The following is a 25,675-nucleotide window of genomic DNA, read 5'->3' as shown; positions in this document are numbered from 1 at the left end:
TCGGGTTTATTTTTCTATCGTATCTTGTTTAATATTAACAGTTAACGAGTCTGCGCTGGAACTGTTTTCGAAAATAGTCAGACCAAATACGGGCACCACAGAGATCAAATGACTGAATATTTCCCCCACGATTTCTTCATAGCCGAGGAAAGTAGTTGTTTTTGCAAAACAGTAGACCTGTAAAGGCAATCCGTCAAGCGAAGGAGCTTGTTGGCGTACAAGTAAGGTCATATCTTGGTGGACGTGCGGATTTTGTTGCAAAAACCATTCGGCATAGTGGACAAAAAGATCCACATTGGTCAATTGGAATCCTTTTAGGGGATACTCCGGATCGAGATTCAATTGTTTATTAATGATATCATATTCCTTATTTTTCCGGGTAATATATTCATTGAGTGGGCGCATTGCCGCAAAACGGGCCAGCTCGTCGGAAGACAAAGGATGGATATCCGCCTGTCTGACAATGAGTGCGCGTGCTATCCTCCGTCCGCCACTTTCCTGCATGCCTCGCCAGTTTTGGAAAGAATCCGAGATCAAAGCGTAAGTGGGGATTGTCGTAATCGTATTGTCGAAATTTTGGATTTTGACCGTTGTCAGATTGATTTCCTTCACCGTACCGTCGGCTCCGTATTTGCTCATAGTGATCCAGTCGCCTATCAATACCATTTGGTTGGTCGAAAGCTGTATGCTGCTTACGAAACCCATGATGGTGTCCTTGAACATCAACATCAATACGGCGGAAGCGGCTCCCATGGCTGTGAAGAACATTGCGGCCGACTTCCCTGTCAGGATCGAATAGATAGCGACGGCGCCGAAAAGATAAAATATAATCTGGAGGACCTGAAGATAGCTCTTCATCGGCTTGTTGTGAAAGGACGGCTTTTCCTGTAAGACATTTGCAAAGGATTTAATTACGGACATGAACGTCCAGATCACCATAAGCACCATGTAAATATCCGTTAATTTCTTCAGAGGCGTAATCATGAAGCGGTAATCCTCGAAAATAGTAGGGATCGCATTGATTACGAAAGTGTAGGGAATTACCAAAGCCAGAAAATGGGGAAGCCGGTTCTTCACGGCGTGTTTAAAGAAAGACAGATGGGTTATTTTTTCTATCCTTTTCAGGAAAAAGGTCAATACCCAATTGACCAGTTTTTGAAGCAGAAAGACGACTAAGCAGGCGACAGCCAGTAATAATAGTAAATTGACTATGTGTATCCAGTTTTCGGATACCCCGATATCCCGGAGTAAATAATTTGTAAATTTGGTAATAATATTCGCAGAGGTATCGAAATCGGATAAATCCGATATTTCACTGATTGTCTGATTCATTCTGTCATTTTTATTAAATCGTTTACATTTTCATATAGCAGTAGCACAAAGATAGAAACTTCTCCGGAATGAAAATCGTTTCCATGGAAATTTGCATTTGTTTTGAAATCAAAGGCGGAAAGAGTAAACAATTGTTACGAAATGATGTATTCTGCGGGTAAGCGGAATATTATTTCGGTATAAATAAATACCTTTGAAAGCGATAAGAATTAAAATATAAAAACGGATGGTTACAGAAAAACGGACGGATGAGTTGAAGTCCAGATGGCTACGCATTCAGGATGGCATGCGAAAGTCAAATGCGGAGGCTTGTTTGTTTAGTGTCGATGTCAATTTATATTATACAACCGGACATATCTATAATGGTTATTTCTACTTGCCAGTTGAAGGTTCTCCTTCTTTTTTTGTGAAGCGCCCCGAAGGGTTGTGCGGAGAGAATGTCTACTCTATCCGTAAACCGGAGCAAATACCGGACTTATTGGCTGCAAAGGGAGAGAAGTTGCCTAAAAAAATAATGCTGGAAGCCGATGAAATTCCTTATGGAGAATATATCCGCTTGCAATCGGCCTTCCAACCGGAAGAAACCGGGAACGCAACCGCCCTGATCCGTCGGATCAGGGAGATAAAAAGCGACTGGGAGGTCGGGCAGTTCCGGCTTTCGGCCCGCCAACACGAGAAGACGTACGGAGAGATCAGGGAATGCTTCCGTCCGGGAATGACGGACACGGAATTGCAGATCGAGATTGAAAAGCGGATGCGGCTCAACGGTTCCATCGGAATTTTCCGCACCTTCGGCGGCAATATGGATATTTTCATGGGAAGCATTCTGGCGGGAGACAATGCCGGAAATCCTTCCCCTTTTGATTTCGCCTTGGGAGGGCAGGGAATCACTCCGACTCTTCCTATCGGTGCGAATGGAACAGTCTTGAAAGAAGGCATGACTATTCTGGTGGATATGGCCGGCAATTATACCGCTTATATCACCGACATCTCCCGCGTGTTTGCTATCGGCAAGTTACCCGACGAAGCCTACCGCGCCCATCAGGTCGCTTTGGATATCCAGCGGAAGATGGAAGAGACGGCGCGTCCGGGCACTCCTTGCGCCGAATTATACGAGCTGGCGGTTTCGATGGCGAAGAAAGAGGGCTTGATCGACAAGTTTATGGGAACCAAGCAGCAGGCGAAATTCGTCGGGCATGGAATCGGCATCCAGATAAATGAATTGCCGGTACTGATGCTACGTTCGAAAGAATTGTTGCAACCCGGTATGGTCTTCGCCTATGAACCCAAGTTCGTTCTTCCCGGAGTGGGAGCGGTAGGGATCGAGAATAGCTATCTGGTGACAGATAGCGGACTGGAAAAGTTGACCCTTTTTGAAGAAGAAATTATACAATTAGAATAACGTTTATCTATACCTAATAAATTATTATTTGTATGAAAAAGACTATCTCTTTTTTTCTGTTTTTATGCATTTCCCTTCTTTCAGCCGGAGCTGCGGATGTTGAAAATGTAAAACCGGTAAAGAATATTATTCTTCTTATTCCGGACGGTACCTCCTTGGCTACCGTTTCTATGGCGCGTTGGTACCAATGGTATCTGAATGCGGACAAACCGAATCTGCATATCGATCCCTATCTGTGCGGAACGGTGCGTACCCATTCTTCCAATGCCCCGATCGGAGACTCTGCTCCGACGACTTCCTGTTATATGACCGGATACCCCAGTCTGACCGGATTTGTCTCCACTTATCCCGTGAGTGATCCGGGCAATGACATCTATCCGACGGATTCCGCCCGGGCATACCAGCCGTTAGTCACGATTCTGGAAGCGGCAAAGCTTGTACAGAATAAAGCCGCCGGCTTAGTTTTTACCTGTGAGTTTCCCCATGCAACCCCTGCCGATTGCTCGGCTCATAGTTACAAACGCGGAAGATACGATTGGATCGCCCCGCAGATGGTGCATAACGACCTGTCGGTAGTTATAGGAGGAGGCGTTTCATTGCTTTCGCCGGAGAGCGAAGCCTACTTGCGCTCCAATGGATACGGCGTCTTCAAGGACGATATCAAGGGGATGCGCGATTATTCAGGTGATAAAATGTGGTCTTTGTTCTGCCCGAAGGAGATGGCTTTCGACTTGGACCGGGATTCGACGAAAGAACCCTCCCTTGAAGAAATGACACGGACGGCTATCGGTAAACTCTCCCGAAATGAAAACGGTTTCTTCCTGATGGTGGAAGGAAGCAAGGTGGACTGGGCAGCCCATAGCAATGACCCGATCGGAATGACGACCGACTTCCTGGCCTTCGACCGCGCCTGCCAGGCTGCTATCGAATTTGCGAAGAAAGACGGCCAGACGGCTGTTATTATCGTTCCCGACCATGGAAACAGCGGAATCAGCATTGGATCCTCCCGTTGCCCGGGTTATGATAAACTGACGAAAGACCAGTTATTCGGAGCTTTCTCCAAACAAAAATTGACAGCGGAAGGGATTGCTAAAAAGCTGAACGCCGTCCCGACCTCCGAGGTGCAGTCCGTTTTCAGCCAATATGCCGGATTTGAACTTTCGGACGATGAGTTGAAGGCCTTGAATAATTGCAAGGATTATAAGAACAGCCCGATTCCTGAAGCGCAACGTTCCGAAAAAGATGTACACCCGTCATTGTACAGCGGTTCGCTTACAACTTTTGTGGCCAAAGTGATGACCAGCCGCACCTGTTTCGGCTTTACTACCGGAGGACATACCGGGGAGGAGGTTTTTCTGGCCGCTTATCATCCGCAGGGCTCCTTGCCGATGGGAATGCATACGAATATCGAATTGAACCATTATATGGCGGCTCTATTCGGTTTGAACGGACAGCTGGATGGCTTGACAGCTACCTATTTTGCTCCTCATTCCCAGGTTTTCAAAGACCTGACGACCGAAATTATTCCGGCGAAGGATGAGAAGGGTAGTCCTACTTTGGTGGTGAAAAACAAGAAAAAGCAATTGACCATTACCCCGAATACTAATCTGGTAAAAGCCGGCAAGAAAGGCCAGGAAGAGATTCGGTTGAAGTCTGTTGTCGTCTATGTCGACAAAAATAATACCTTCTATTTACCCACCTCCCTGGCTGATTATTTCAAGCAATAAACAGCGGTAAAGAGAGCTTGGATATCCGGTTGACTAATTATTTCAATTAGTCAACCGGTTGAAAAAAAAATGAAGGCGAATGTGCCAAAAGCACTCGCTTATTAACTGGAAAAATGATAGTTGTGAATAAGTGCAGTCATAGTTATGAACGAATTGATTCATAGTTATGACTGCGCGCGTTCATAACTATGAATTTTTTACAGGATTTTCTTATGACACAACCCCACTCTTTTTTGACTTCTGCCTCCCTTTGCAAAAGAGGATTTGCCGGTGAATAACCATTGTATATTTAATATAAAATACACGGAAAAGAATAGCGGAGGCGAAGAAATTGTCCCCGTTTTTTTATACATTTGTCGAAATAAGTCAGAAGATACAATATGAATGCTAAAAGTTTAGTTTCCATTGATCAATACTCTAAAGACGATCTTCTCCGGATTTTGGAGTATGCAAGGAAATTCGAAGAAAACCCCAACCGGCGTTTGCTGGAAGGAAAAGTTGGCGCCACTTTGTTTTTTGAGCCCTCCACCCGAACACGTCTTAGTTTTGAAACGGCAATCAATCGCCTGGGAGGTCGCGTCATCGGATTTCAGGATGCCTCTACCACCAGCTCTTCCAAAGGAGAAACCTTGAAAGATACCATTCTCATCGTAAGTAACTATGCGGATGTGATCGTTATGAGGCACTATCTGGAAGGCGCCGCCCGGTATGCGGCCGAAGTAACCGGCGTGCCGATCGTCAATGCCGGGGACGGGGCGAACCAGCATCCGTCGCAAACGATGCTGGATCTCTATTCCATCCAGAAAACCCAAGGGAAACTGGAGGATCTGACGATTACCATGGTAGGAGATCTGAAATACGGAAGGACGGTTCATTCGCTGATCGTAGGAATGTCCCATTTCAATCCGACATTTCATTTCATTGCGCCGGACGAACTCCGGATGCCGGACGAGCAAAAGCGTTATTGCGACCTGCACGGAATACGGTATTACGAACATACGGCTTTTACCGAAGAGATCATTAACGAAAGCGATATCCTTTATATGACCCGCGTACAGCGGGAACGCTTCACCGACCTGATGGAATACGAACGGGTGAAAAATGTCTATATTCTCCGCAATGACATGCTGTCGGGAAGCCGCGATAACCTGCGCATCCTGCATCCGCTGCCGCGCGTCAACGAAATAGCCTATGACGTGGATGACAATCCGAAGGCTTACTATATGCAACAGGCGCAGAACGGACTTTACGCCCGCGAAGCGATACTTTGCGATGTTTTAGGAATCAATAATATTTAAAGTAGTACGGACTATGTCGAGTCAGAAGAAAAAAGAGCTGCAGGTTGCTGCATTGGAAAACGGAACGGCCATCGACCATATCCCGCCGGAACATTTGTTTAAGGTCGCCTCCCTGTTGGGTCTGGATAAAATGGACAATACCATTACTATCGGAAACAACTTCCACAGTAAGAAGATGGGGCGTAAAGGAGTGATCAAAATTGCCGATAAATTTTTTGAAGAAGATGAAATAAACCGTATCGCCCTCATTGCGCCGAATGTCGTACTGAATGTGATCCGTGATTACGAAGTGGTTGAAAAAAAGAAAATCAGCCTGCCTTCCGAGTTGAAAGGGATCGTAAAATGTAACAACCCGAAATGTATTACGAACAACGAGCCGATGGTTTCGCGATTCCAGGTGGTGGACAAAGAACGCGGCACGATTAAATGTTGTTATTGCGAGCGAAAGATCAATAAAGAAGATATCATTATCAAATGAAACAAGACTGGAAGCCGGGTACGATGATTTATCCGCTCCCTGCCGTCATGATTAGTTGCGGAAGTACTCCGGATGAATATAATATTCTGACTGCCAGTTGGGTGGGAACGATTTGCACCAATCCGCCCATGTGTTATGTTTCAGTTCGGCCCGAACGCTATTCCTATCCGATCCTGACAAGGAACATGGAGTTTGTAATCAACCTGACGACGGAGAAGCTGGCTTATGCTACGGATTGGTGTGGTGTGAATTCCGGAAAAGATTACTCCAAGTTTGAAGAAATGAAGTTGACTCCCGGAAAGGCTTCACTGGTGAAGGCGCCTATCATCGAAGAGTCTCCTTTGTGCATTGAATGCCGGGTAAAGGAAGTGTTGGCTTTGGGCAGCCATGATATGTTCGTAGCGGAGGTTGTGAATGTACAAGCCGACACCGCGTTTATCGACCCGAATACGGGCGCCTTCGATATGAAACGGGCCGGCTTGCTGGTCTATACGCATGGGAAATATTACGGATTGGGCGATCTGATCGGTACGTTCGGTTGGTCCGTCCGGAAAAAGAAATAAAAGCCGATGAAAAAACAACTGCTATTCCTCTTTCTCTTATTAGGCTTGTCCATGCAGGCGCAGCGGCTTATGCAAACCAGGGAGAAGGCTTTCAACTTCGGCATGAAAGCGAGTGGAACATCCGCTCTTCCGGTCGTTACTACCTTTACAATGGAGGATGGGAGTGAAATTGAAGATGTCCAGTTCCATTATGAGGTAGGTTACGCCATCGAAATATTCGGGCGTGTTAATGTGAATCGCATCTTCCTTCAGCCATCCGTCATATGGAGCTATTCGAAGGGAGCTATGAGTTTTGTATTGCCCGATTCCGAATTACCGGCAAAGATGGCTGCCTCCGCTGATGCCAGCCGTTATAATTTCAGTATTTGCGCGTTGGAAGTGCCGGTCTTTATCGGCTATAATTTGGTGAAGGAAACTCCTTATGCCTTGAGTATGATGATGGGAGCTAAAGTTCGCTATAACTACCGGATAAAATACGAAGGGGAGAATGTGCTTTACGATTACATGGATGGCGAGACGAAGTACAACGTAGCGGCACTGGCCGGCGTTAGCGTCAGCATCGGACGGATCTTTTTCGACGCCAACTATGAATTCGGTTTAAGGGAGCTTCGTTCCTCTTTTGTTAATTTGGCTTCTTCCGCCCCGGAGGCAAGGCTGACATTGAAAAAGCGCATGAATGCAATCAATGTTTCTTTCGGTTTTATTTTCTAAATCCTTATTTTAGGAAGGGAATAAGATAAGCAATTTTGGCGGAAAAAACCTGCCCGGAAGCCTGGGAGAAAACGTCCTCTTTCCTTGTCTTGTAAATATCTCCCAATAAATAATAATAGCGGACTTCCAATATAAAACTCCCGATACCGGTATGCAGTTCGTAACCCGGTCCGCCGCCTAATCCCCATTGGATTTTATTTTGCACATCCATCGAATGTTGCTCCGTCGGGCGATTGGTTTCATAACCTTCCAGTTGCGACTTACTATTCCCGCCCCAATAAAATCCCACCATAGGCCCGAGATTGATAAAGAACCGGGAGCGTTTCCCTCCGAAGTGGATATGGGTCATAAAGGGGACCTCTATATAGGAAAGGGTCCGGCTAAAAGAATACCTCGGATCGTCGAATGTCTCTTCCCATCCTTCCTGGGAGTAGTTGATCTCTGCCTGAAGGCCGAGGTTCTTTTCTGTCTTGAGCCGAAAGGTCACCCCACCCGTAAATCCCTGTTTCATTTTGGTATCCACTTTCGGCATGAAGAGGACGGTGGTGTAATTCACGCCGAACGACGGGCCGATCGCTAATTCGGGTCGAAATGTATCTTGCTGTGCATGGATAACAGCCGGAACCCAGAGAAAGGAAACTATCAGAAAGATTATCTTTTTCATTACTGTTCAATTCTATTGATCGTAAAGTCCGGTTTGTAATGTATAATAAAGATCTGTGTGTTGATGAAGCCTCCCCAGTTATTTACCCGCTCGAAAGAGAAACTGGTCTGGATGCTCTTGTACCGGATTTTACTCAGGCTGTTTTCAAAATTGGAACCGTATTTATGGATGGCGCCGAGGAAATATAAGCCTGTATCGTAGCCCAACATTCCGTATTTGGGGAATGTATTGATCGGCACTTTACTGAACGAACTTTTGAACCGGGCATTAAATCGTTGTACTCCGGGGGAGAGCTGATCGGCATAGAAGTTGCTGTATATATAAGTATTCAAAGCAAAAAAATCTTCCAGGCATTCCCTTGTATAGGTTTGCCATTCCGGATAACCGAATAATGTCAGCATATATTGCGGCTTCGACTCGGCATACATTCGCAGGGGTGTTTTGATTTTCAATAGGATATCCATATCTCCGGAAGTCGGGATCAGGATGTTGGATCGATTCGGATCGATCAGTTTCTCCAGATCGGCAATGAATCCCTGTTCATGGTAGACCAGCTCTTTCATCCGGATCTTTTTCTGTCCCATTTCCAATTTAAGCGTTTTGATGAATTCCGTTTTCTGCTCTTTATGATTCGTCTTGAGAAATATGACATTGTCATCGGCAAATAGCTTGCATGCCGCTTCCGCCGCATTGGCGTAAAGGTAGGAATGGGGAGTATTGACCTGGAAAATATAAGGATTGGTCAGTACATCGTCATTTTTGGAGGTAAAAGGAATTACATATTTTATCTGATGTTCTTCGGCAAACTTGGCTATCATGTTAATCTGGTTATCCTGCACGGCGCCAATGATTAAATCTGCATTTCCGAGTGCAGGCTCCTTCAGTATCTCCTGTATTTTTTTCGTGCCTTTTCCTGCATCGAAAACGGATAAATCGACGGAGCATCCAATATTGCGCAGGCTGTCGAGCGCCATAAGGAAACCTTCGTAATATTCAATAAAACGGGCGGTGGTGGAAGAGGGTACTTCTTCCTCCGTCATGAACGGCAAGAGAAAAGCGACTTTAATGATGTTTAACTGTTTACTCTCTTTTTTTACATTCAGTAAGGCGTTTACCTCATGCTCCGTCGGCCTTTCGGTAGTCGTTGTCACTATTTGTTCGGTTTCTACCGGTATCTTCAGCACCATTCCCTTCTTGAGTCCTTGCTTTAAGGCTGGATTATGTTTGATCAATTCATTGCTGGAGATGTTGAATTTGCGGCAGATGCGATATAACGTTTCTTTGGCCTGGACGGTATATTCCAATTCTTTGTCCACTTTTTTCTTTTCGGTAGTAGGTAATGTCTTTAATTGAATAGCCGGGATACGGATTGTCTTTCCGATCGTAAACGTTTCGGCAGACAAACCCGGATTTTCCTTGATGATTTCCGTCGCCGGTACGTTATATTCTATCGAAAGGCGGTAGAGGGTTTCTTGAGGCTGTATGGTATGATATGTATAACCTTCACTTGCCGCCTGGGGATGGGAAGAGGCATCCCGTTGCGGGACCTTCAGTATGGAACCGGCTTTTATCGATTGGCGGCTTTCGGGGTTGAGGCGGTAAATATCTTCTGTGCTTACCCCATACATCGTGGCAATCGAGTAAACCGTTTGTCCACGTTCGACCGTGTGATAAAATATCTGATCCCCTGTTTCGTTTATAGTTGAGAAACTGTTCTTCATCTGTTGCTGCGCATAGCCTGAAAAGGCCAATGTACACAATAGAAAAGAAAGTATGTTGATACGTAAAAGATTCATATGCTTAATCAAATATAATATAGGACAAAGATAGCAGAATTTGTCTATACCGGAAACAGGGAAGAATCCTTAATTTTTGGCGATTGGCAGATATTGTCGTATTTTTGGAAACGAATGAGGAGGAAAATGAGAAATAAAAAGTACAGGATCGGAGGGATACTCTGTTTATGGTTATTCTCCATACTGGCTATGCAGGCACAGTATACAGTCACAGGAGGAAACGGCGTTCCATATCTGGCAGCCGACAACTCAGCCCATAAAATAAAAGTCTATCTGGTAAACGGAGGCGACGATATACAGATCAGCTATACTTCTTCTTCTATCCCTCATAAATGGTATCGTTACCGGACAAAAGCGCTGGAAGGCGAACCGGTGGCCAGCCAACAAAACGGGAATACTTCGACAGTTACGAATATAGAAGAAGGTTGGGGATACTATGTACAGGAATCGGACATCATGACGAATTTCGTTTGGGTTATTGACTACAATAAATACGCATTCGATATTAAGAGTTTGCGGGTTTCAGAGCAATCGGATCCCTGTTCCGCCGTTCTTCTGACAGGGGAGATGACGGCCCCGGCGCTCAGCTACAGGACGCCGTCCGGTTCAATCGTTCCTTTGCCCCGCCAATATGAAATCAGTTATAAGACGCTGCGCTGGTCGGACGAGAGCAAAGGCTTTATACCAGAAACGGTTGTCCGGACAGTAGAAGATCCTTTTGATGTAGCGCTCGATTCCCTGTTAACCGATACGCAGATTCATTTGACCGGCGATTTGTTTGCCCGCCATTTCAAAAGGGAAAAATCCATTTCTACCGATTTATATACGGCTCGGCAGGTGGTTGTGCATGTGGATACGACGATTGTTTCTCCCCAATCGGACAACCAGTTGGACTTGACCCAAGATGGATTGTCCGCACCGGCCACCATCTCATTCAATGCATATTCTAATATGACTTCCGGAGGAATGTATATCTGGAAAATTTATAATAATGAACAAGGACCGGATTTTCCGGTGATTCAGTTTAATGAACCGCAAGTGGACTATACCTTCAGGCAATACGGATATTACACGGCGACTTTGGAGGTGACGGACCAAACGGGGAGTTGTACGGATAACTCGACTTCAATCGAGATACGGATTAAAGAATCGGATCTGCAGGTTCCGAACGCATTTTCCCCCGGCGCTTCCCCAGGCATCAATGACGAGTTTAAAGTCGCTTATAAGTCGATTGTGAAATTCAAAGGTTGGATTTTCAACCGCTGGGGCGTCCAGCTTTTTTATTGGACCGATCCGGCATTGGGATGGGACGGAAAATATAAGAACAAATATGTTAGCCCGGGAGTCTATTTCTATGTGATAGAAGCGGAAGGCTCGGACGGTTATAAATATAAGAAGAGCGGGGATATCAATATCCTGCGTTCAAAAACAATTCAAGATGAAAGTATTCAGGAATAATCTGATCAGTTTCCTCCTGGGAGGAGGACTTTGTCTTACCGCTTGTTTTTGCATAGGATTCAATGATGCGGATAAGGCCAATGAGGAACAACCAGTTGTCTCCGCTTTTACGGTTTCACCCGAAATACCCAAACATATCCGTTTCTGCGGTGAGAATCTCGATTTGAAACGCTATAACATGCGTGAAGGATTTGACCGGGAATTAAGTAGCCTGACCTATTTTCACTCGAGCACTATGCTCTTGATCAAGCGGGCCAACCGCTATTTCCCGATTATAGAACCTATCCTGAAGAAGAACGGGATTCCCGAGGATTTCAAATATATGGCTGTTATCGAGAGCAGCCTGGATACGCGGGCGACTTCTCCTTCGCGGGCGGCGGGAATATGGCAACTGCTCGAAGGAACCGCCAAGCAATATGGCCTGACCGTCACGGAGACCGTCGACGAACGGCGTCATGTGGAAAAATCGACCCAGGCGGCCTGCGAATATCTGCTGGACGGATACAAGCGGTACAAGAACTGGACTACGGTAGCCGCTTCTTATAATGCCGGAATGGGACGGATTTCGGGAGAACTCTCCAAGCAATATGTGGATGACTCGATGGATCTTTGGTTGGTTGAAGAGACGACACGCTATGTTTTTCGTATCGTTGCGCTGAAGCAAATATTCGAACATCCCTATAAATACGGATTTGTCTTGCATGCCGAGGATTTATATAAGCCCATAGAGACGGAAGAAGTCGTTGTTTCTTCCGATATTCCGGATCTGGCTGCCTTTGCAAAGGAAAAAGAAATTACCTTTGCTGACTTGAAGCGTCTGAATACTTGGCTGACAGACCGTAGTCTGGAAACGAAGGGAAAGACTTTCAGCATACAAATTCCGAAAGCGGAAGAACTTTTTTATAATAAACCCAACCATTATGTTCATGACAAACGATGGGTGGTTGATTAAAGATATTAAGAACAGGTTTTATGTCTGAGGACAAACAAGAGATTGAAAGCGGGCAGATCGAAGTATTGGGCGCCCGTGTACATAATTTAAAGAATATAGACGTAGATATACCACGGAATAAATTAACCGTCATTACCGGTTTGAGTGGTAGCGGCAAATCTTCTCTCGCTTTTGATACGATCTTTGCAGAAGGCCAGCGCCGTTATATCGAAACCTTTTCAGCTTACGCCCGGAATTTCCTGGGAAATATCGAACGTCCGGACGTAGATAAGATCACCGGTTTGAGTCCGGTTATTTCCATCGAGCAGAAAACGACGAATAAGAATCCGCGTTCCACCGTCGGTACGACAACGGAGGTTTATGATTTTTTCCGTTTATTATATGCCCGGGCGGGGGAGGCTTATTCTTATCTGAGCGGTGAGAAGATGGTTAAATATACGGAAGATCAGGTTCTTCACCTGATTTTAACCGAATACCGGGGGCGGAAAGTTTATTTACTGGCTCCTTTGGTACGGAACCGGAAAGGCCATTATAAGGAACTGTTTGAACAAATCCGGAAAAAGGGCTATTTGACGGTACGTGTCGATGGTGAACTGCGTGAAATCGTTCACGGAATGAAATTGGACCGTTACAAGATGCATAGCATCGAAGTTGTTATTGATAAGATGGTCGTTTCTTCCGGAGATGAACGCCGCTTGAAGGAAAGCCTGAAAGTAGGGATGAAACAAGGAGACGGATTGATCTTGATTCTGGATGCGGATACCGATCAGACCCGTTTTTACAGTCGCCGGCTGATGTGTCCGACAACGGGCCTTTCCTATAGCGAACCGGCCCCCCATAATTTCTCATTTAATTCCCCTCAGGGAGCCTGCCCGAAATGCAAGGGATTAGGTACGGTGAATTTGCTGGATATGGAAAAGATCGTCCCGAATCCGAATTTGAGTATTTATGCAGGCGGGATCGTGGCTCTGGGAAAGTATAAACAATCTCTAATCTTCTGGCAGATCGAGGCCTTGTGCAAAAAACATGGCGTGACGATTAAAACTCCTATCAAAGACATTCCCGAAGAGGCGATGGACGAGATAATGAACGGGACGGACGAACGGCTGCAAATCTCTAACGAATCTTTAGGTTATTCCAATTATCTCTTTTCCTATGAAGGCGTTACAAAATATATTTTAATGCAGCAGGAGGGAGATGTCTCCGCATCCGCCCAGAAATGGGCCGGACAATTCATCCGTACGACGGTTTGTCCGGAATGTAAGGGGCAGCGCTTGAACAAGGAGGCTTTGCATTATCGTATCGATGGAAAAAACATAGCGGAACTTGCCGAGATGGATCTTGTCCAACTGAGTGAATGGGTAAACCAGGTGGAAGATAGACTTTCCCAAAACCAACGGAAGATCGCCGTGGAGATATTGAAAGAAATACGCTCACGGTTGAAATTCCTTCTGGATGTCGGTTTGGATTATCTTTCCCTGAACCGTCCATCGGCGACTCTTTCGGGCGGTGAAAGCCAGCGGATCCGTTTGGCCACCCAGATAGGTAGCCAGTTGGTCAATGTCCTTTATATTTTGGACGAACCGAGTATCGGTTTACACCAAAGGGACAATATGCGCTTGATTCATTCTTTAAAAGACCTGCGCGATGCCGGTAATACGGTGGTTGTCGTGGAGCATGACAAGGATATGATGCTTCAGGCAGATTATGTGGTTGATATGGGTCCGAGGGCGGGCCGTTTGGGAGGCGAGGTCGTTTTTGCCGGTGTGCCGGAGGAAATGCTTCACGCCGGTACACTGACTGCCGATTATTTAAACGGTAAGAAGGAAATACCCGTACCGGAAGTCCGCCGGAAAGGAAATGGAAACCGTTTGGTACTGAAGGGCGCTTCGGGAAATAACCTGAAGAAGGTGACGGCTTCTTTCCCTTTGGGAACGATGATCTGTGTAACCGGAGTTTCCGGTAGTGGAAAATCATCTCTGATTAATGCTACATTACAACCGATTTTGAGCCAGTATTTTTATAAATCGCTGGAATCGCCTTTACCCTATGAGTCGCTTGAAGGCCTTGAGTTTGTCGATAAAGTAGTTAATGTAGATCAGTCGCCAATCGGAAGATCGCCCCGTAGCAATCCCGCAACGTATACCGGAGTGTTTTCCGATATTCGGAATTTGTTTGTGGAGTTGCCTGAATCGAAAATGAGAGGATATAAACCCGGAAGATTTTCTTTCAATGTGGCGGGAGGACGTTGTGAAGTTTGTAAGGGAAACGGATATAAGACGATTGAGATGAACTTTTTACCCGATGTCTTGATTCCATGTGATGAATGCCATGGAAAGCGGTATAACCGTGAGACTTTGGAAGTTCGATTCCGGGGAAAATCAATTGCCGATGTGTTGGATATGACAATTAATATGGCGGTCGAGTTTTTTGAAAATATCCCTTCCATTTTGCAGAAAATAAAAGTGCTGCAAGAGGTCGGATTGGGATATATTAAACTGGGACAGCCTTCGACAACCCTTTCCGGAGGCGAGAGCCAACGCGTGAAGTTGGCGACGGAATTGGCAAAGCGAGATACGGGGCAGACAGTTTATTTGTTGGATGAACCGACGACCGGTTTGCATTTTGAAGACATTCGTGTTTTATTAAATGTATTGAATAAATTGATAGACAAGGGGAACACGGTAATTATTATTGAACATAATCTGGATATCATCAAATCCGCGGATTATTTGATTGATATGGGACCGGAAGGCGGACGAAGAGGGGGAGAAATTCTTTTCTCGGGAACTCCGGAGGAATTGGTGAAAAAGAAGAATGTGAAAAGTTTTACCGCTCCTTTTTTAAAAGATGAACTAAATAATAAAAACAGTTTTTATGAAAAATCCAATTCAAATGATCAAGCAGTGCACAGAAAATGAGGAACCTTATTTTCTGCTTCGCGGACAGGATGTTTGTGCATTGGCTGCCATTGAAGCCTATTATGAAACAGTCAAAGAGAGAGTGAAGGATCCTTACTTTATTGAAGAGATCGGAGAGATTATGAAGGACTTCCGAAGTTTCCGGGAGGAAAAGGAAACACATATACCTGATTAAGTGGCGGAAGACAGTTATTTTACGATTAAGGCGCCGTCACGGGGTTATTATACGGAAAAACGAAGCCGTTTTATTTCGTATGCATTTCCCGTCCGGAGTGTTGAGGAAGTAAAGGAACGGCTCGATCAATATAGAAAGCAATATTATGATGCCCGGCATATTTGTTGGGCTTATATGCTTGGACCTAACCATACCGATTTCCGGGCGAATGATGACGGGGAACCTTCGTCTACCGCAGGAAAACCGATTCTCGGACAGATCAATTCCAACGGATTGACCGATATCCTGATCCTGGTTATCCGCTATTTCGGAGGGATAGAATTAGGTACAAGCGGGTTGATCGTTGCTTACCGGACTGCCGCGGCAGAAGCGATCGCTGCGGCAGAGATCGTACAACGAACGGTAGATACAGAGATTACAATCATATTTGACTATATTTACCTGAATGGCGTCATGCGGATTATTAAAGAAGATAATCCGCAGATTGTTTCTCAACGCTTCGATTTGAATTGTGAAATGACGTTGCGCATACGCGAGGGAGCGATGGAACAGTTGCTTTCCCGCCTTCTTAAAGTAGAGACTGTCCGTTTGAAATAGAAAAGGGCATCCCGACCGGAATGCCCTTCGTTTTTATCATCTATGAGATTAGCGGGCAGCGTAATAGGTTTGGTTTTCTACTACTTGTCTGAATGCCAATACGCCTGTTTTGTTTAATTCTACGTTCATTTCTTTTCCGTCGGGAAGATACATTACAACGTCATCTCCGTCTTTAAATTTCATCAATTTGCTGGATTGTCCGTTTGCTTCTACGCTCCAACTTTTGTCAGCTTGGTCAAAAACAAGATCCATTCCGTTCTTTTCGCCTTTCTTTTGGATATGATATCCATCTTTCTTTGTTTCAACCGTATAAACGCCATCCTTGCCGTTTACCGTTTTGATCGAGCCGACGTCTGCTACAGGATTTTCTCCTGTCCAGAACTCAATACTATTAAGGACAAGAGCGTCTGCCAACAAGGAGATGCCATATACGGGAACAATACAAAAGGCAAGGAAAACCAGTTCGTTTACAAATTTGCTATCAATAGATTTGTTCCAGTCCAGTAACTTATTGGACAGATTGAATGAGCCAATACAAGAAGAAAACAGTATGGAAGCGACTAATGCTCCTGATACTAACATTTTTACACCTTTCTTTTCCATTAGTACATTTTTTATTTGGTTATTTATTGCTACGAAGATAGATTATTTTTTTTAAATTATATCTCCAGAGCGTAAATCTTACTTAAGATGATTCAAAAAAAGAAAATGTTTATACTTTAATTCATGAAATATAAAAAGACAGAGAAGAGGCTTTACTCTTTTTTATGGAATACTTCACTGTTGATATGAGTGAAAGTTTTATCTTTGCTGAAGTATAAACTCAAATATAGACAATGAAACCACTCAGTTTGATAAAAAACGATCCGTGGCTGACACCTTACCAGATTGCAATTGAAGGGAGGTATCAACAAGTTCTTGAAAAAGAGGCCCACTTGACGAAGGAAGGTAGCATGACTTTATCCGAATTCGCTTCAGGATATTTGTATTTTGGACTTCATCGTGTGGGCGACTGTTGGGTGCTTCGGGAATGGGCTCCGAATGCAACTGCCCTATATCTGATTGGAACCTTTAACGGATGGCAAAAGAAAGAAGAGTTTAAGTTTACCCGATTATATGGAGGTGCCTGGGAAATCATACTTCCCGACAAAGCCTTGAAGCACGAAGACTTATATAAACTTTGGGTGGAATGGAACGGGGGCGCCGGGGAGCGTATCCCTGCATGGTGCAGGCGAGTTGTACAAGATGAACAAACCAAAATATTTTCCGCCCAGATATGGAATCCTAAAAAATCTTACACTTTTAAAATAGAGCGGTTCAAACCGAAAACCGACCCGTTGCTGATTTACGAATGCCATATCGGTATGGCAACATCGGAAGAAAGAATCGGTACATACAATGAATTCCGTACGAACGTTCTTCCACGCATCGCACAGGAAGGCTATAATGCCATTCAGGTGATGGCCATTCAGGAACATCCTTATTACGCTTCTTTCGGTTATCATGTAAGCAGTTTTTTCGCAGCTTCTTCCCGATTCGGAACACCGGACGATCTGAAGCATTTGATCGATGATGCACATACGCTGGGTTTAGCGGTGATTATGGATATTGTCCACAGTCATGCCGTTAAAAACGAAGTGGAGGGGCTCGGCCGGTTCGACGGCACGGAATACCAATACTTTCATGCCGGTAGCCGCCGGGAGCATTTGGCCTGGGATTCGCTCTGCTTTGATTATGGGAAAAATGAAGTAATCCATTTCCTTCTTTCTAATTGCAAATTCTGGCTGGAAGAATATAAATTCGACGGATTCCGTTTTGACGGGGTAACCTCCATGCTTTACTATAGCCATGGGCTGGGAGAAGCCTTTAGCCATTATGCCGATTACTATAACGGCCACCAGGACGGAGATGCTATTACCTATCTTACTTTGGCCAACAAATTGGTACATGAGGTGAATCCGAATGCGATTACAATCGCCGAAGAGGTGAGCGGAATGCCCGGATTGGCGGTGCCGTTCGACGAGGGAGGTTATGGCTTCAATTACCGTATGGCGATGAATATCCCGGACTTCTGGATTAAATTGTTGAAAGAGAAAAAAGATGAGGATTGGCATCCGTCCGCCATCTGGTGGGAGACAACCAACCGCCGGAGCGATGAAAAGACGATCAGCTATGCGGAAAGCCATGACCAGGCGTTGGTAGGCGATAAAACAATTATTTTCAGGTTGATTGATTCGGCCATGTATTGGCATATGCGGAAAGATGATCACAACTTGGTAGTCGAAAGAGGAGTCGCATTACATAAAATGATCCGTCTGGTGACGGCGACCACCATCAACGGAGGTTATCTGAATTTCATGGGTAATGAGTTCGGACATCCCGAATGGATCGATTTTCCGCGAGAAGGAAACGGATGGTCTTATAAGTATGCCCGCCGCCAATGGGATCTGGTGGACAATCCGGATTTGAAATACCAATATCTCGGGGATTTCGACAAGGCAATGCTGGCTTTGATTCATGAAGTAAAAGATTTCCAGGAGCTTCCTTTAACTAAGGTTTGGGACAGCGATGGCGATCAGGTTCTTGCCTATTCGCGCAAGGACTTGTTTTTTATCTTCAATTTTAATCCGACCCATTCTTTTACCGATTATGGCGTATTGGCAACTCCGGGAGAATATGAGGTCGTGTTGAATACGGACGCCGTGCGTTTCGGAGGCTTCGGCATCTCGGATGATACCGTGCATCATTTTACACAACCCGATCCACTTTATAAAAAAGCAGAAAAAGAATGGTTAAAGTTGTACCTTCCGGCGCGGACGGCGATGGTACTACGGAAAAAATAAAAGAGTAGACGAATGATATTATATCCATTGACATTTAAACCGATCCTGAAAGAGGTTATCTGGGGAGGATCGGATATTTGTCCGTTTAAAGGAATTACTCCGGAACGGACCGGGATAGGCGAGAGTTGGGAAGTTTCACATGTGGAAGGACATTATTCGGTTGTAGCCAACGGTCCTTTGGAGGATAAAACCCTGGAAGAACTCATTGATTCCTACGGCCCCCAATTGGTCGGATCGAAGGTGCAGAAGCGTTTCGGACACCGGTTTCCCCTTTTGATAAAGTTTATCGACGCAAGGGACAATCTTTCGATACAAGTTCATCCTAATGACGAATTGGCGGAGAAACGGCATCACTCTTTCGGTAAGACTGAAATGTGGTACGTCATTAAAACGGCTCCCGGAGCCGCCTTATATTCCGGATTTTCCCAACAGATCGATGCGGACGAATATGTGCGCCGGGTAGGTGACAATACGCTTATGGATGTCTTGAAAAAATATCTGGTGAAACCGGGAGACGTCTTTTTCCTACCTGCCGGGCGGGTACATGCGATCGGTTCGGGTTGCTTTATTGCCGAGATACAACAGACCAGCGATATTACCTATCGCATCTATGATTATAACCGGAAGGATGCAAACGGTAATACCCGTGAATTGCATACCGGACTGGCAAAGGATGCGATCGATTATACCTTCCATTCCGATTACCAGACCCATTACACTCCGGTTCGCAACCAATCGGTGGATTTGGTCAGTTGCAAGTATTTCACGACTAATTTACTGGATTTGGATGCGCCGGTGGTAAGTGACTTTTCAGCATTGGATTCCTTTGTCATTTATATATGCATGGAAGGGAAAGCCCTGATTGAAGATAATGCCGGGCAAAAAGTATCGGTTCATCAGGGACAGACCGTACTTATTCCGGCAGAGACAAAAACGGTATCAGTAACTCCCGTCCCTTCGGCAAAGTTACTGGAAACCTATATTAGTGTATAATAAAAGAAGTGAATAAGCCGGCGGCTACGTGCCCCGGAGAAATAGAATTATGATTTCGGTAGAAGGATTGACGGTTGAATTCGGAGGATTTACCCTTTTCGATCATGTTTCGTTTGTTGTAAATAAGAAAGACAGAATCGCGCTGGTTGGGAAAAACGGGGCGGGAAAGTCGACCATGTTGAAGATCTTCGCCGGGTTGCAGGCGCCTACCTCAGGTTCCGTCAGCATTCCGAAAGAGATCACCATCGGCTATTTGCCGCAACAAATGGTATTGACGGATACGAACACCGTCCGCGAAGAAGCCGAGAAGGCGTTTGAATCCATCCATCAATTGGATAAGGATATTGAAAGACTGAACATCCAACTTTCCGAACGGACGGACTACGAGTCGGAAGCCTATCAGGGTATTATCGACCGCCTTACCCATCAAACAGAACTTTTCCAGATGTTGGGAGGAAATAATTACCAGGCTGATCTGGAACGTACGCTGCTGGGACTAGGTTTCAACCGGGAGGATTTTGACCGGCAGACTTCCGAATTCAGCGGAGGTTGGCGGATGCGTATCGAGTTGGCCAAGTTATTGCTGAGACGTCCGGACGTACTTTTATTGGATGAACCGACCAATCATCTTGATATCGAATCCATCCAATGGCTGGAAAGTTTCCTGCAGACAAGGGCAAACGCCGTAGTCCTGGTATCCCACGACCGGGCTTTCATCGATAATACCACGACACGAACCGTCGAGATCGAACTGGGCAAGATCTATGATTATAAGACCAACTATTCCCACTATGTGGAATTGCGTAAAGAACGCCGCGAGCAGCAGCTCCGGGCATATGAAAACCAGCAGAAAAAGTTGGCTGATACGGAAGCCTTTATCGAGCGTTTTCGCTATAAGGCGACCAAGGCGGTACAGGTACAATCCCGGATCAAACAATTGGAGAAAATCGAACGCATCGAGATCGATGACGTCGATACGGCCATGCTTTCGCTGAAGTTTCCTCCGGCCCCCCGTTCGGGATCTTATCCGGTCATCGCGGAGAACCTGACGAAGTATTATGGCGACCATCTGATCTTTGCCAACGCCACATTCACCATTAACCGGGGAGACAAGGTGGCTTTCGTAGGCAAAAACGGAGAAGGAAAATCGACGTTGGTAAAATGTATCATGAATGAAGTGGACTACCAAGGTAAGCTTCAGTTGGGTCATAACGTGAAGATCGGTTATTTTGCACAAAACCAGGCACAATTGTTGGATGAAAACCTGACCGTATTCGACACCATCGACCTGGTGGCCCAAGGAGATATCCGGACGAGGATACGGGATATTCTCGGCGCTTTCATGTTCGGAGGCGAGGCTTCGGATAAGAAGGTAAAAGTCCTTTCCGGCGGCGAACGCAGCCGATTGGCAATGATCCGCCTCTTGCTGGAACCGGTCAACCTGCTGATCCTTGACGAACCGACGAATCACCTGGATATGCGTTCGAAAGATGTCCTGAAGGATGCCATCAAGGAGTTTGACGGAACAGTGATTGTTGTTTCGCATGACCGCGAGTTCCTCGACGGATTGGTCAATAAAGTATATGAGTTCGGTAACCGGCGTGTTGTGGAGCATCTTGGCGGGATCTATGAATTTCTGGAGCGGAAGAAACTGGACACACTGCAGGAACTGGAAAGAACGAATAAGGAATCTAATCTTCCGGCGGCTGAGGAGGAATCATCTGACGCACCCTCCAGTAAGCTTTCCTATGAAGCCCGGAAAGAGCAGAATAAAGCGTTGAAGAAAATCGAACGGAATATTTCGATGGCAGAAAGCAAAATTTCCGGATTGGAAACAGAAATTAAGAAAATAGAGCAGGAGATGACGACTCCGGAAGGGGCCTCGGATACTTCTCTATATGAGAAACATGATTCCTTGAAGAAAGACTTGGCCCGGTTAATGGATGAATGGACGGAATTGACACTGGAACTGGATTCCCTTACTACCTAATAGTTGGTAAAAAGAAAAAAACAAGATTTGTTTGTCTATTGGGAAGGGGATAAATAATGGATTAATTGCTACCTTTGTGTATCATATAATGTTATCTGATTATTTTGTAATAAATATTAATAAACACAGATATGAAAAAAAATCTAAGTTCACAAATTACACTTACGCGTATTCCGGAGCGCTTTTATCATCCGGGAAATGCCTATGAGCATTCAGTCCTGACACGTTATGAAAAGATTCCCACCAATATTTACGAATCCGTAGAAGAAGCTTCAGTCGCGGTTGCCAAAGAAATCGCATCCAAGATCAGGGAAAAGCAAAGGGAAGGTAAGAATTTTGTCCTGTCCTTTCCCGGCGGCCGTTCCCCTTTGGGAGTTTTCAATGAACTGATCAATTTGCACAAGGAAGAACAATTGAGTTTTCAGAATGTAATCGTCTTTTTAGTCTATGAATTTTTCCCTTTATCGGTTGCCGCCCATAGCAATTTATCCCAGTTGAAGGAAGCCTTCCTGGATCATGTCGATATTAATCCGGCCCATATCTATTCACCGGACGGATTTATAGACAAGGAAAATATCTATGACTTTTGCCAGCAATATGAAAAGCTGATCGATGAAGTAGGAGGCATAGACTACTTGCTGCTGGGCATCGGGCATGCCGGCAATTTAGGTTTTAACGGCCCCGGATCGAGCGTCAACAGCCGTACCCGATTGACCGTTTTGGACAGTGATTCGCGGAAAGAGGCCGCCCGCTTATTCAAATCCATAGAGAATGTCCCGACCAGCGTTATTACAATGGGGCTTTCCACCATTTTTAAGGCTAAGCAAATCGTACTCCTTGCTTTCGGAGAAAATAAATCAAAGATCATCCAGAAGACGGTGGAAGGAAAAGACAGCGACAACGTGCCGGCCACTTATTTGCAAAACCATCCGAATGTGAAGACCGTCATCGATCTTTCCGCAGCCTATGAGTTGACGCGTATCAGCCATCCGTGGCTGGTTTCCAACTGCGAGTGGGAGAATAAGCTGATCCGTCGAGCGATCGTATGGCTCTGCCAGTTGACAGGCAAGCCCATTTTGAAGCTGACCAATAAGGATTATAGTTCGCACGGTTTGGACGAGTTGCTGGCCTTGTATGGCTCCGCTTATAATGTAAATATAAAGATCTTCAATGATATCCAGCATACGATAACCGGTTGGCCCGGCGGAAAACCGAATGCCGATGATTCCAACCGACCCGAACGCGCTACCCCTTATCCCAAAAAGGTAATCGTCTTCAGCCCGCATCCGGACGACGACGTGATTTCAATGGGCGGCACCTTCCGCCGCTTGTGCGAGCAGGATCATGACGTACATGTCGCCTACCAGGTTTCGGGAAACATTGCCGTCGGAGACGAAGAAGTCATCCGTTATTGCGAATATCTGCGGGACGTATGCTCCAAATATACACCGGAGGATTCTACTTTGAAGGAGGAAGCTGAAAAGATCATCCACTTTCTCCGCTATGAGAAAGTGGAAGGAGAACCGGAAAGAAGAGACGTCCTTTTCATGAAAGGAACGATCCGCCGGGAAGAAGCGCGGGCGGCTGCCCGGTATACGGGCGTAAAGGACGATCATGTCCATTTTCTCGACCTGCCTTTCTATGAAACCGGAGCGGTGAAGAAAGGGGAACTGACGGATGCGGACAAGGATATCATCAAAAATTTCCTCGAAGAAATCAAACCGGATCAGATCTTTGTCGCCGGCGATTTAGCCGACCCGCACGGAACGCATAAAGTTTGCCTGGATGCGATCCTCGCAGCAGTCGATGAAATAAAAGACGAAGAATGGTTGAAGAATTGCCGTATCTGGATGTACCGCGGTGCTTGGGCCGAATGGGAAATGGACCATATTGAAATGGCCGTACCTATCAGTCCGGAAGAATTGCGCCACAAGCGAAACGCCATCCTCAAACACCAGTCACAGGCTGAAAGCGCTCCCTATCTGGGTGACGATGAACGTCTCTTCTGGCAGCGCGCCGAAGACCGTAACCGGGCGACCGCCGAATTATACAAGAACTTGGGTTTGGCTTCCTATGAAGCGATCGAGGCCTTCGTCCAATATAAGCCTATCCGGTAATTATAAAGCGAGTTCGATAATAAGGAAAGAGGCTGTCTGAAAAAACACTGCGCCGCCCTGAAAATCCAGTACACTCAATGAATTAATCCAGTGTACTCATTTATAAAATCCAGTGCACTCATTTATAAAATTCAGTGCACTGGATTTTTTCCGTATAAGTCACGACTTTTTGGACAGCCCCTTTTTTTCAGACGCTATGGCTTCCTTTTTCTTTTGGTAGTTTTTTCCGGTTATCATTGCAATATTCGTGGATAAATCATTCCTTTGTACTTCTTAAAGAATATCGATGCATAAAATTTTGAGATTTATCAAAGAATGGATGCTCCTGATTGCCATGTTTTTGGGAGTGGCAGCCTATCCGTTGATTTCATATATCTCCTTCTTGACGCCTTACCTGATTTTCACTATGCTGCTGGTGACTTTCTGTAAGCTTTCACCACGGCAGATTCTTATTCATCCGGCTCATATCGGTTTGATATCCATACAATTGATTGGAAGTTTGGGCGCTTATTTCCTTCTTAAAGGGTATGATCCCCTGATTGCGCAGGGAGCCATGATCTGCATGCTGGCGCCAACGGCGACCTCCGCACCTGTGATCACGGGCATGTTGGGAGGAAATGTGGCTTTCCTGACAACTTACATCCTTCTCTGTAATATGGTGGTAGCCTTCTTCGCCCCCTTGTTTTTCTCTTTTATGGGGACGCATAGCGACCTGTCTTTCTGGGCTTCCTTTTTCTTTATCTGCAAACAGGTCGTGCCGCTCCTGATCCTCCCGTTGCTTATGGCATGGGGGATGCGCAGGTATACTCCGCGTCTGCACCGGAAGATAGCCGAAGTCCCCCAAGTGGGATTTTATCTTTGGGCGGTCGCCTTGGTCATAGTGATGGGTAAGACAATGAGTTTTCTGGTGAATCAGGAAAATCCGAACTACAGAAGCGAAATCGGCCTGGCAGTCACCGCCCTTATTGTCTGTGCCGCCCAGTTTATCATTGGCAGAAGCATCGGAAAACGATATAAAGATCCCGTTTCTTCGGGGCAGGGATTAGGGCAAAAAAATACGATCCTGGCGATCTGGATGGCGCAGACCTATCTGAATCCCGTCGCCTCTCTCGCTCCGGCGGCTTATGTCGTCTGGCAAAATATCATTAATTCTTACCAACTATGGCTGAAAGAGCATAGGGAAAACAAACAAGAAATAGTAGAATATGAGACTAAGTGACGAATGGTTTACCTCCATGTCGGAAGACGAAAACGGACAATTGATGATTATCTGCGGCCGGGATCAGTTACAAGAGTTCCGGTTGTCGGGCAAAATGAAGGAACGGGTGGAGATTTCCTGGAAATACCAGGGCGATGAAAAGGGGATGCCTCCCGAAACGGTGGCTGCAGAAATGGAGAACGTGCAGGCGTTGTTGCGCAAAACGATGGAAAAGGACAAGCTGGCCATCCTTACGGGCGTTTATACCGGCGGAGGCGAGCGGGTTTGGGTTTTTTATACCCGCACGGTGCGTGTTTTCGGCGAATACCTGAACGAGGCATTGGCTTCCCTCGAACTTCTTCCGATCACGATCTATACCGAACTGGATCCCGGATGGGAGGAATACCTGGACATGTATGAAGCCAAGCAATGGGCTGTCGGCTGACCTCCGAAGCCTAAT

The 25,675-nt window shown here is 45.7% G+C and carries 21 protein-coding genes; 17 read left to right on the top strand and 4 right to left on the bottom strand.

Going from position 1 to position 25,675, the window contains the following annotated elements:
- Positions 1-6: 6 nt before the first annotated feature.
- Entirely contained in the window at positions 7-1,332 is a 1,326-nt protein-coding gene (locus tag BQ8014_RS12010) for a mechanosensitive ion channel family protein (RefSeq protein ID WP_080904554.1), read from the bottom strand.
- 226 nt (positions 1,333-1,558) lie between these two features.
- Between BQ8014_RS12010 and BQ8014_RS12005 the strand changes: the two genes are divergently transcribed.
- From BQ8014_RS12005 to BQ8014_RS11980, 6 genes are all read left to right on the top strand, one after another.
- Positions 1,559-2,734, top strand: coding sequence for a M24 family metallopeptidase (locus BQ8014_RS12005; RefSeq protein WP_080904553.1), 1,176 nt, complete (start codon positions 1,559-1,561; stop codon positions 2,732-2,734).
- Between the two features lie 32 nt (positions 2,735-2,766).
- On the top strand, positions 2,767-4,461 hold the full coding sequence (locus BQ8014_RS12000) for an alkaline phosphatase (protein ID WP_080904552.1): 1,695 nt from the start codon (positions 2,767-2,769) through the stop codon (positions 4,459-4,461).
- 380 nt (positions 4,462-4,841) lie between these two features.
- A complete protein-coding gene (gene pyrB / locus BQ8014_RS11995; RefSeq protein ID WP_080904551.1) occupies positions 4,842-5,759 on the top strand; it encodes an aspartate carbamoyltransferase in 918 nt (305 codons plus the stop codon).
- A 13-nt stretch (positions 5,760-5,772) separates the two neighbouring features.
- Complete coding sequence (gene pyrI, locus BQ8014_RS11990) at positions 5,773-6,237, top strand: aspartate carbamoyltransferase regulatory subunit (RefSeq protein WP_080904550.1); 465 nt, start codon at positions 5,773-5,775, stop codon at positions 6,235-6,237.
- A complete protein-coding gene (locus tag BQ8014_RS11985) occupies positions 6,234-6,800 on the top strand; it encodes a flavin reductase family protein (RefSeq protein ID WP_080904549.1) in 567 nt (188 codons plus the stop codon). Before pyrI ends, BQ8014_RS11985 begins: the two co-directional genes overlap by 4 nt.
- A gap of 6 nt (positions 6,801-6,806) precedes the next feature.
- Positions 6,807-7,511 (top strand): porin family protein, encoded by a 705-nt coding sequence (locus BQ8014_RS11980; protein ID WP_080904548.1) that lies wholly within the window; start codon positions 6,807-6,809, stop codon positions 7,509-7,511.
- Positions 7,512-7,515: 4 nt separating this feature from the next.
- On the opposite strand, the gene BQ8014_RS11975 is transcribed toward BQ8014_RS11980, so the two are convergent.
- Positions 7,516-8,175, bottom strand: a complete 660-nt coding sequence (locus BQ8014_RS11975) for a porin family protein (protein ID WP_080904547.1) — start codon at positions 8,173-8,175, stop codon at positions 7,516-7,518.
- A complete protein-coding gene (locus BQ8014_RS11970) occupies positions 8,175-9,971 on the bottom strand; it encodes an amino acid ABC transporter substrate-binding protein (protein WP_080904545.1) in 1,797 nt (598 codons plus the stop codon). The genes BQ8014_RS11975 and BQ8014_RS11970 overlap by 1 nt, the downstream gene beginning before the upstream one ends.
- A gap of 126 nt (positions 9,972-10,097) precedes the next feature.
- On the opposite strand from BQ8014_RS11970, the gene BQ8014_RS11965 reads away from it, so the two are divergent.
- From BQ8014_RS11965 to BQ8014_RS11945, 5 genes are read left to right on the top strand one after another with little or no spacing between them, the layout of a single operon-like run.
- A complete protein-coding gene (locus tag BQ8014_RS11965; protein WP_080904544.1) occupies positions 10,098-11,429 on the top strand; it encodes a T9SS type B sorting domain-containing protein in 1,332 nt (443 codons plus the stop codon).
- Positions 11,410-12,381, top strand: coding sequence for a lytic transglycosylase domain-containing protein (locus tag BQ8014_RS11960; protein ID WP_080904542.1), 972 nt, complete (start codon positions 11,410-11,412; stop codon positions 12,379-12,381). Before BQ8014_RS11965 ends, BQ8014_RS11960 begins: the two co-directional genes overlap by 20 nt.
- A 20-nt stretch (positions 12,382-12,401) precedes the next feature.
- Entirely contained in the window at positions 12,402-15,302 is a 2,901-nt protein-coding gene (gene uvrA / locus BQ8014_RS11955) for an excinuclease ABC subunit UvrA (protein WP_080904541.1), read from the top strand.
- Complete coding sequence (locus BQ8014_RS11950; RefSeq protein WP_080904540.1) at positions 15,259-15,477, top strand: hypothetical protein; 219 nt, start codon at positions 15,259-15,261, stop codon at positions 15,475-15,477. Before uvrA ends, BQ8014_RS11950 begins: the two co-directional genes overlap by 44 nt.
- A complete protein-coding gene (locus BQ8014_RS11945) occupies positions 15,478-16,074 on the top strand; it encodes an IMPACT family protein (protein ID WP_080904539.1) in 597 nt (198 codons plus the stop codon).
- Between the two features lie 48 nt (positions 16,075-16,122).
- On the opposite strand, the gene BQ8014_RS11940 is transcribed toward BQ8014_RS11945, so the two are convergent.
- Positions 16,123-16,677, bottom strand: coding sequence for a DUF3332 domain-containing protein (locus tag BQ8014_RS11940; protein ID WP_080904538.1), 555 nt, complete (start codon positions 16,675-16,677; stop codon positions 16,123-16,125).
- Positions 16,678-16,910: 233 nt separating this feature from the next.
- Between BQ8014_RS11940 and BQ8014_RS11935 the strand changes: the two genes are divergently transcribed.
- The 6 genes from BQ8014_RS11935 to BQ8014_RS11910 all read left to right on the top strand — a co-directional run bounded on the left by BQ8014_RS11935 (position 16,911) and on the right by BQ8014_RS11910 (position 25,660).
- Entirely contained in the window at positions 16,911-18,917 is a 2,007-nt protein-coding gene (locus BQ8014_RS11935) for an alpha amylase C-terminal domain-containing protein (RefSeq protein WP_080904537.1), read from the top strand.
- Between the two features lie 15 nt (positions 18,918-18,932).
- A complete protein-coding gene (locus BQ8014_RS11930) occupies positions 18,933-19,910 on the top strand; it encodes a type I phosphomannose isomerase catalytic subunit (RefSeq protein WP_080905946.1) in 978 nt (325 codons plus the stop codon).
- 49 nt (positions 19,911-19,959) lie between these two features.
- Positions 19,960-21,900 carry an ABC-F family ATP-binding cassette domain-containing protein gene (locus tag BQ8014_RS11925; protein WP_080904536.1) on the top strand — a complete coding sequence of 647 codons (1,941 nt, stop codon included), beginning with the start codon at positions 19,960-19,962 and terminating at the stop codon, positions 21,898-21,900.
- Positions 21,901-22,031: 131 nt separating this feature from the next.
- Entirely contained in the window at positions 22,032-24,017 is a 1,986-nt protein-coding gene (locus BQ8014_RS11920; RefSeq protein WP_080904535.1) for a glucosamine-6-phosphate deaminase, read from the top strand.
- A 286-nt stretch (positions 24,018-24,303) separates the two neighbouring features.
- Positions 24,304-25,236 carry a bile acid:sodium symporter family protein gene (locus BQ8014_RS11915; RefSeq protein ID WP_369808795.1) on the top strand — a complete coding sequence of 311 codons (933 nt, stop codon included), beginning with the start codon at positions 24,304-24,306 and terminating at the stop codon, positions 25,234-25,236.
- Complete coding sequence (locus BQ8014_RS11910) at positions 25,223-25,660, top strand: DUF695 domain-containing protein (RefSeq protein ID WP_080904534.1); 438 nt, start codon at positions 25,223-25,225, stop codon at positions 25,658-25,660. Before BQ8014_RS11915 ends, BQ8014_RS11910 begins: the two co-directional genes overlap by 14 nt.
- Positions 25,661-25,675 lie beyond the last annotated feature (15 nt).

The sequence above is a fragment of the Parabacteroides sp. Marseille-P3160 genome (assembly GCF_900162725.1).
In the GTDB taxonomy this organism is placed as follows: domain Bacteria; phylum Bacteroidota; class Bacteroidia; order Bacteroidales; family Tannerellaceae; genus Marseille-P3160.
The sequence above is the reverse complement of the archived record's forward strand: the minus strand, read 5'-3'. Positions and strand labels throughout refer to the sequence as shown.

Excerpts from the sequence above, each read along its gene's own strand:
- BQ8014_RS12010 (WP_080904554.1), bottom strand. The coding sequence starts at position 1,332 with ATGAATCAGACAATCAGTGAAATATCGGATTTATCCGATTTCGATACC.
- BQ8014_RS12005 (WP_080904553.1), top strand. The coding sequence starts at position 1,559 with ATGGTTACAGAAAAACGGACGGATGAGTTGAAGTCCAGATGGCTACGC.
- BQ8014_RS12000 (WP_080904552.1), top strand. The coding sequence starts at position 2,767 with ATGAAAAAGACTATCTCTTTTTTTCTGTTTTTATGCATTTCCCTTCTT.
- pyrB (WP_080904551.1), top strand. The coding sequence starts at position 4,842 with ATGAATGCTAAAAGTTTAGTTTCCATTGATCAATACTCTAAAGACGAT.
- pyrI (WP_080904550.1), top strand. The coding sequence starts at position 5,773 with ATGTCGAGTCAGAAGAAAAAAGAGCTGCAGGTTGCTGCATTGGAAAAC.
- BQ8014_RS11985 (WP_080904549.1), top strand. The coding sequence starts at position 6,234 with ATGAAACAAGACTGGAAGCCGGGTACGATGATTTATCCGCTCCCTGCC.
- BQ8014_RS11980 (WP_080904548.1), top strand. The coding sequence starts at position 6,807 with ATGAAAAAACAACTGCTATTCCTCTTTCTCTTATTAGGCTTGTCCATG.
- BQ8014_RS11975 (WP_080904547.1), bottom strand. The coding sequence starts at position 8,175 with ATGAAAAAGATAATCTTTCTGATAGTTTCCTTTCTCTGGGTTCCGGCT.
- BQ8014_RS11970 (WP_080904545.1), bottom strand. The coding sequence starts at position 9,971 with ATGAATCTTTTACGTATCAACATACTTTCTTTTCTATTGTGTACATTG.
- BQ8014_RS11965 (WP_080904544.1), top strand. The coding sequence starts at position 10,098 with ATGAGAAATAAAAAGTACAGGATCGGAGGGATACTCTGTTTATGGTTA.
- BQ8014_RS11960 (WP_080904542.1), top strand. The coding sequence starts at position 11,410 with ATGAAAGTATTCAGGAATAATCTGATCAGTTTCCTCCTGGGAGGAGGA.
- uvrA (WP_080904541.1), top strand. The coding sequence starts at position 12,402 with ATGTCTGAGGACAAACAAGAGATTGAAAGCGGGCAGATCGAAGTATTG.
- BQ8014_RS11950 (WP_080904540.1), top strand. The coding sequence starts at position 15,259 with ATGAAAAATCCAATTCAAATGATCAAGCAGTGCACAGAAAATGAGGAA.
- BQ8014_RS11940 (WP_080904538.1), bottom strand. The coding sequence starts at position 16,677 with ATGGAAAAGAAAGGTGTAAAAATGTTAGTATCAGGAGCATTAGTCGCT.
- BQ8014_RS11935 (WP_080904537.1), top strand. The coding sequence starts at position 16,911 with ATGAAACCACTCAGTTTGATAAAAAACGATCCGTGGCTGACACCTTAC.
- BQ8014_RS11925 (WP_080904536.1), top strand. The coding sequence starts at position 19,960 with ATGATTTCGGTAGAAGGATTGACGGTTGAATTCGGAGGATTTACCCTT.
- BQ8014_RS11920 (WP_080904535.1), top strand. The coding sequence starts at position 22,032 with ATGAAAAAAAATCTAAGTTCACAAATTACACTTACGCGTATTCCGGAG.
- BQ8014_RS11915 (WP_369808795.1), top strand. The coding sequence starts at position 24,304 with ATGCATAAAATTTTGAGATTTATCAAAGAATGGATGCTCCTGATTGCC.
- BQ8014_RS11910 (WP_080904534.1), top strand. The coding sequence starts at position 25,223 with ATGAGACTAAGTGACGAATGGTTTACCTCCATGTCGGAAGACGAAAAC.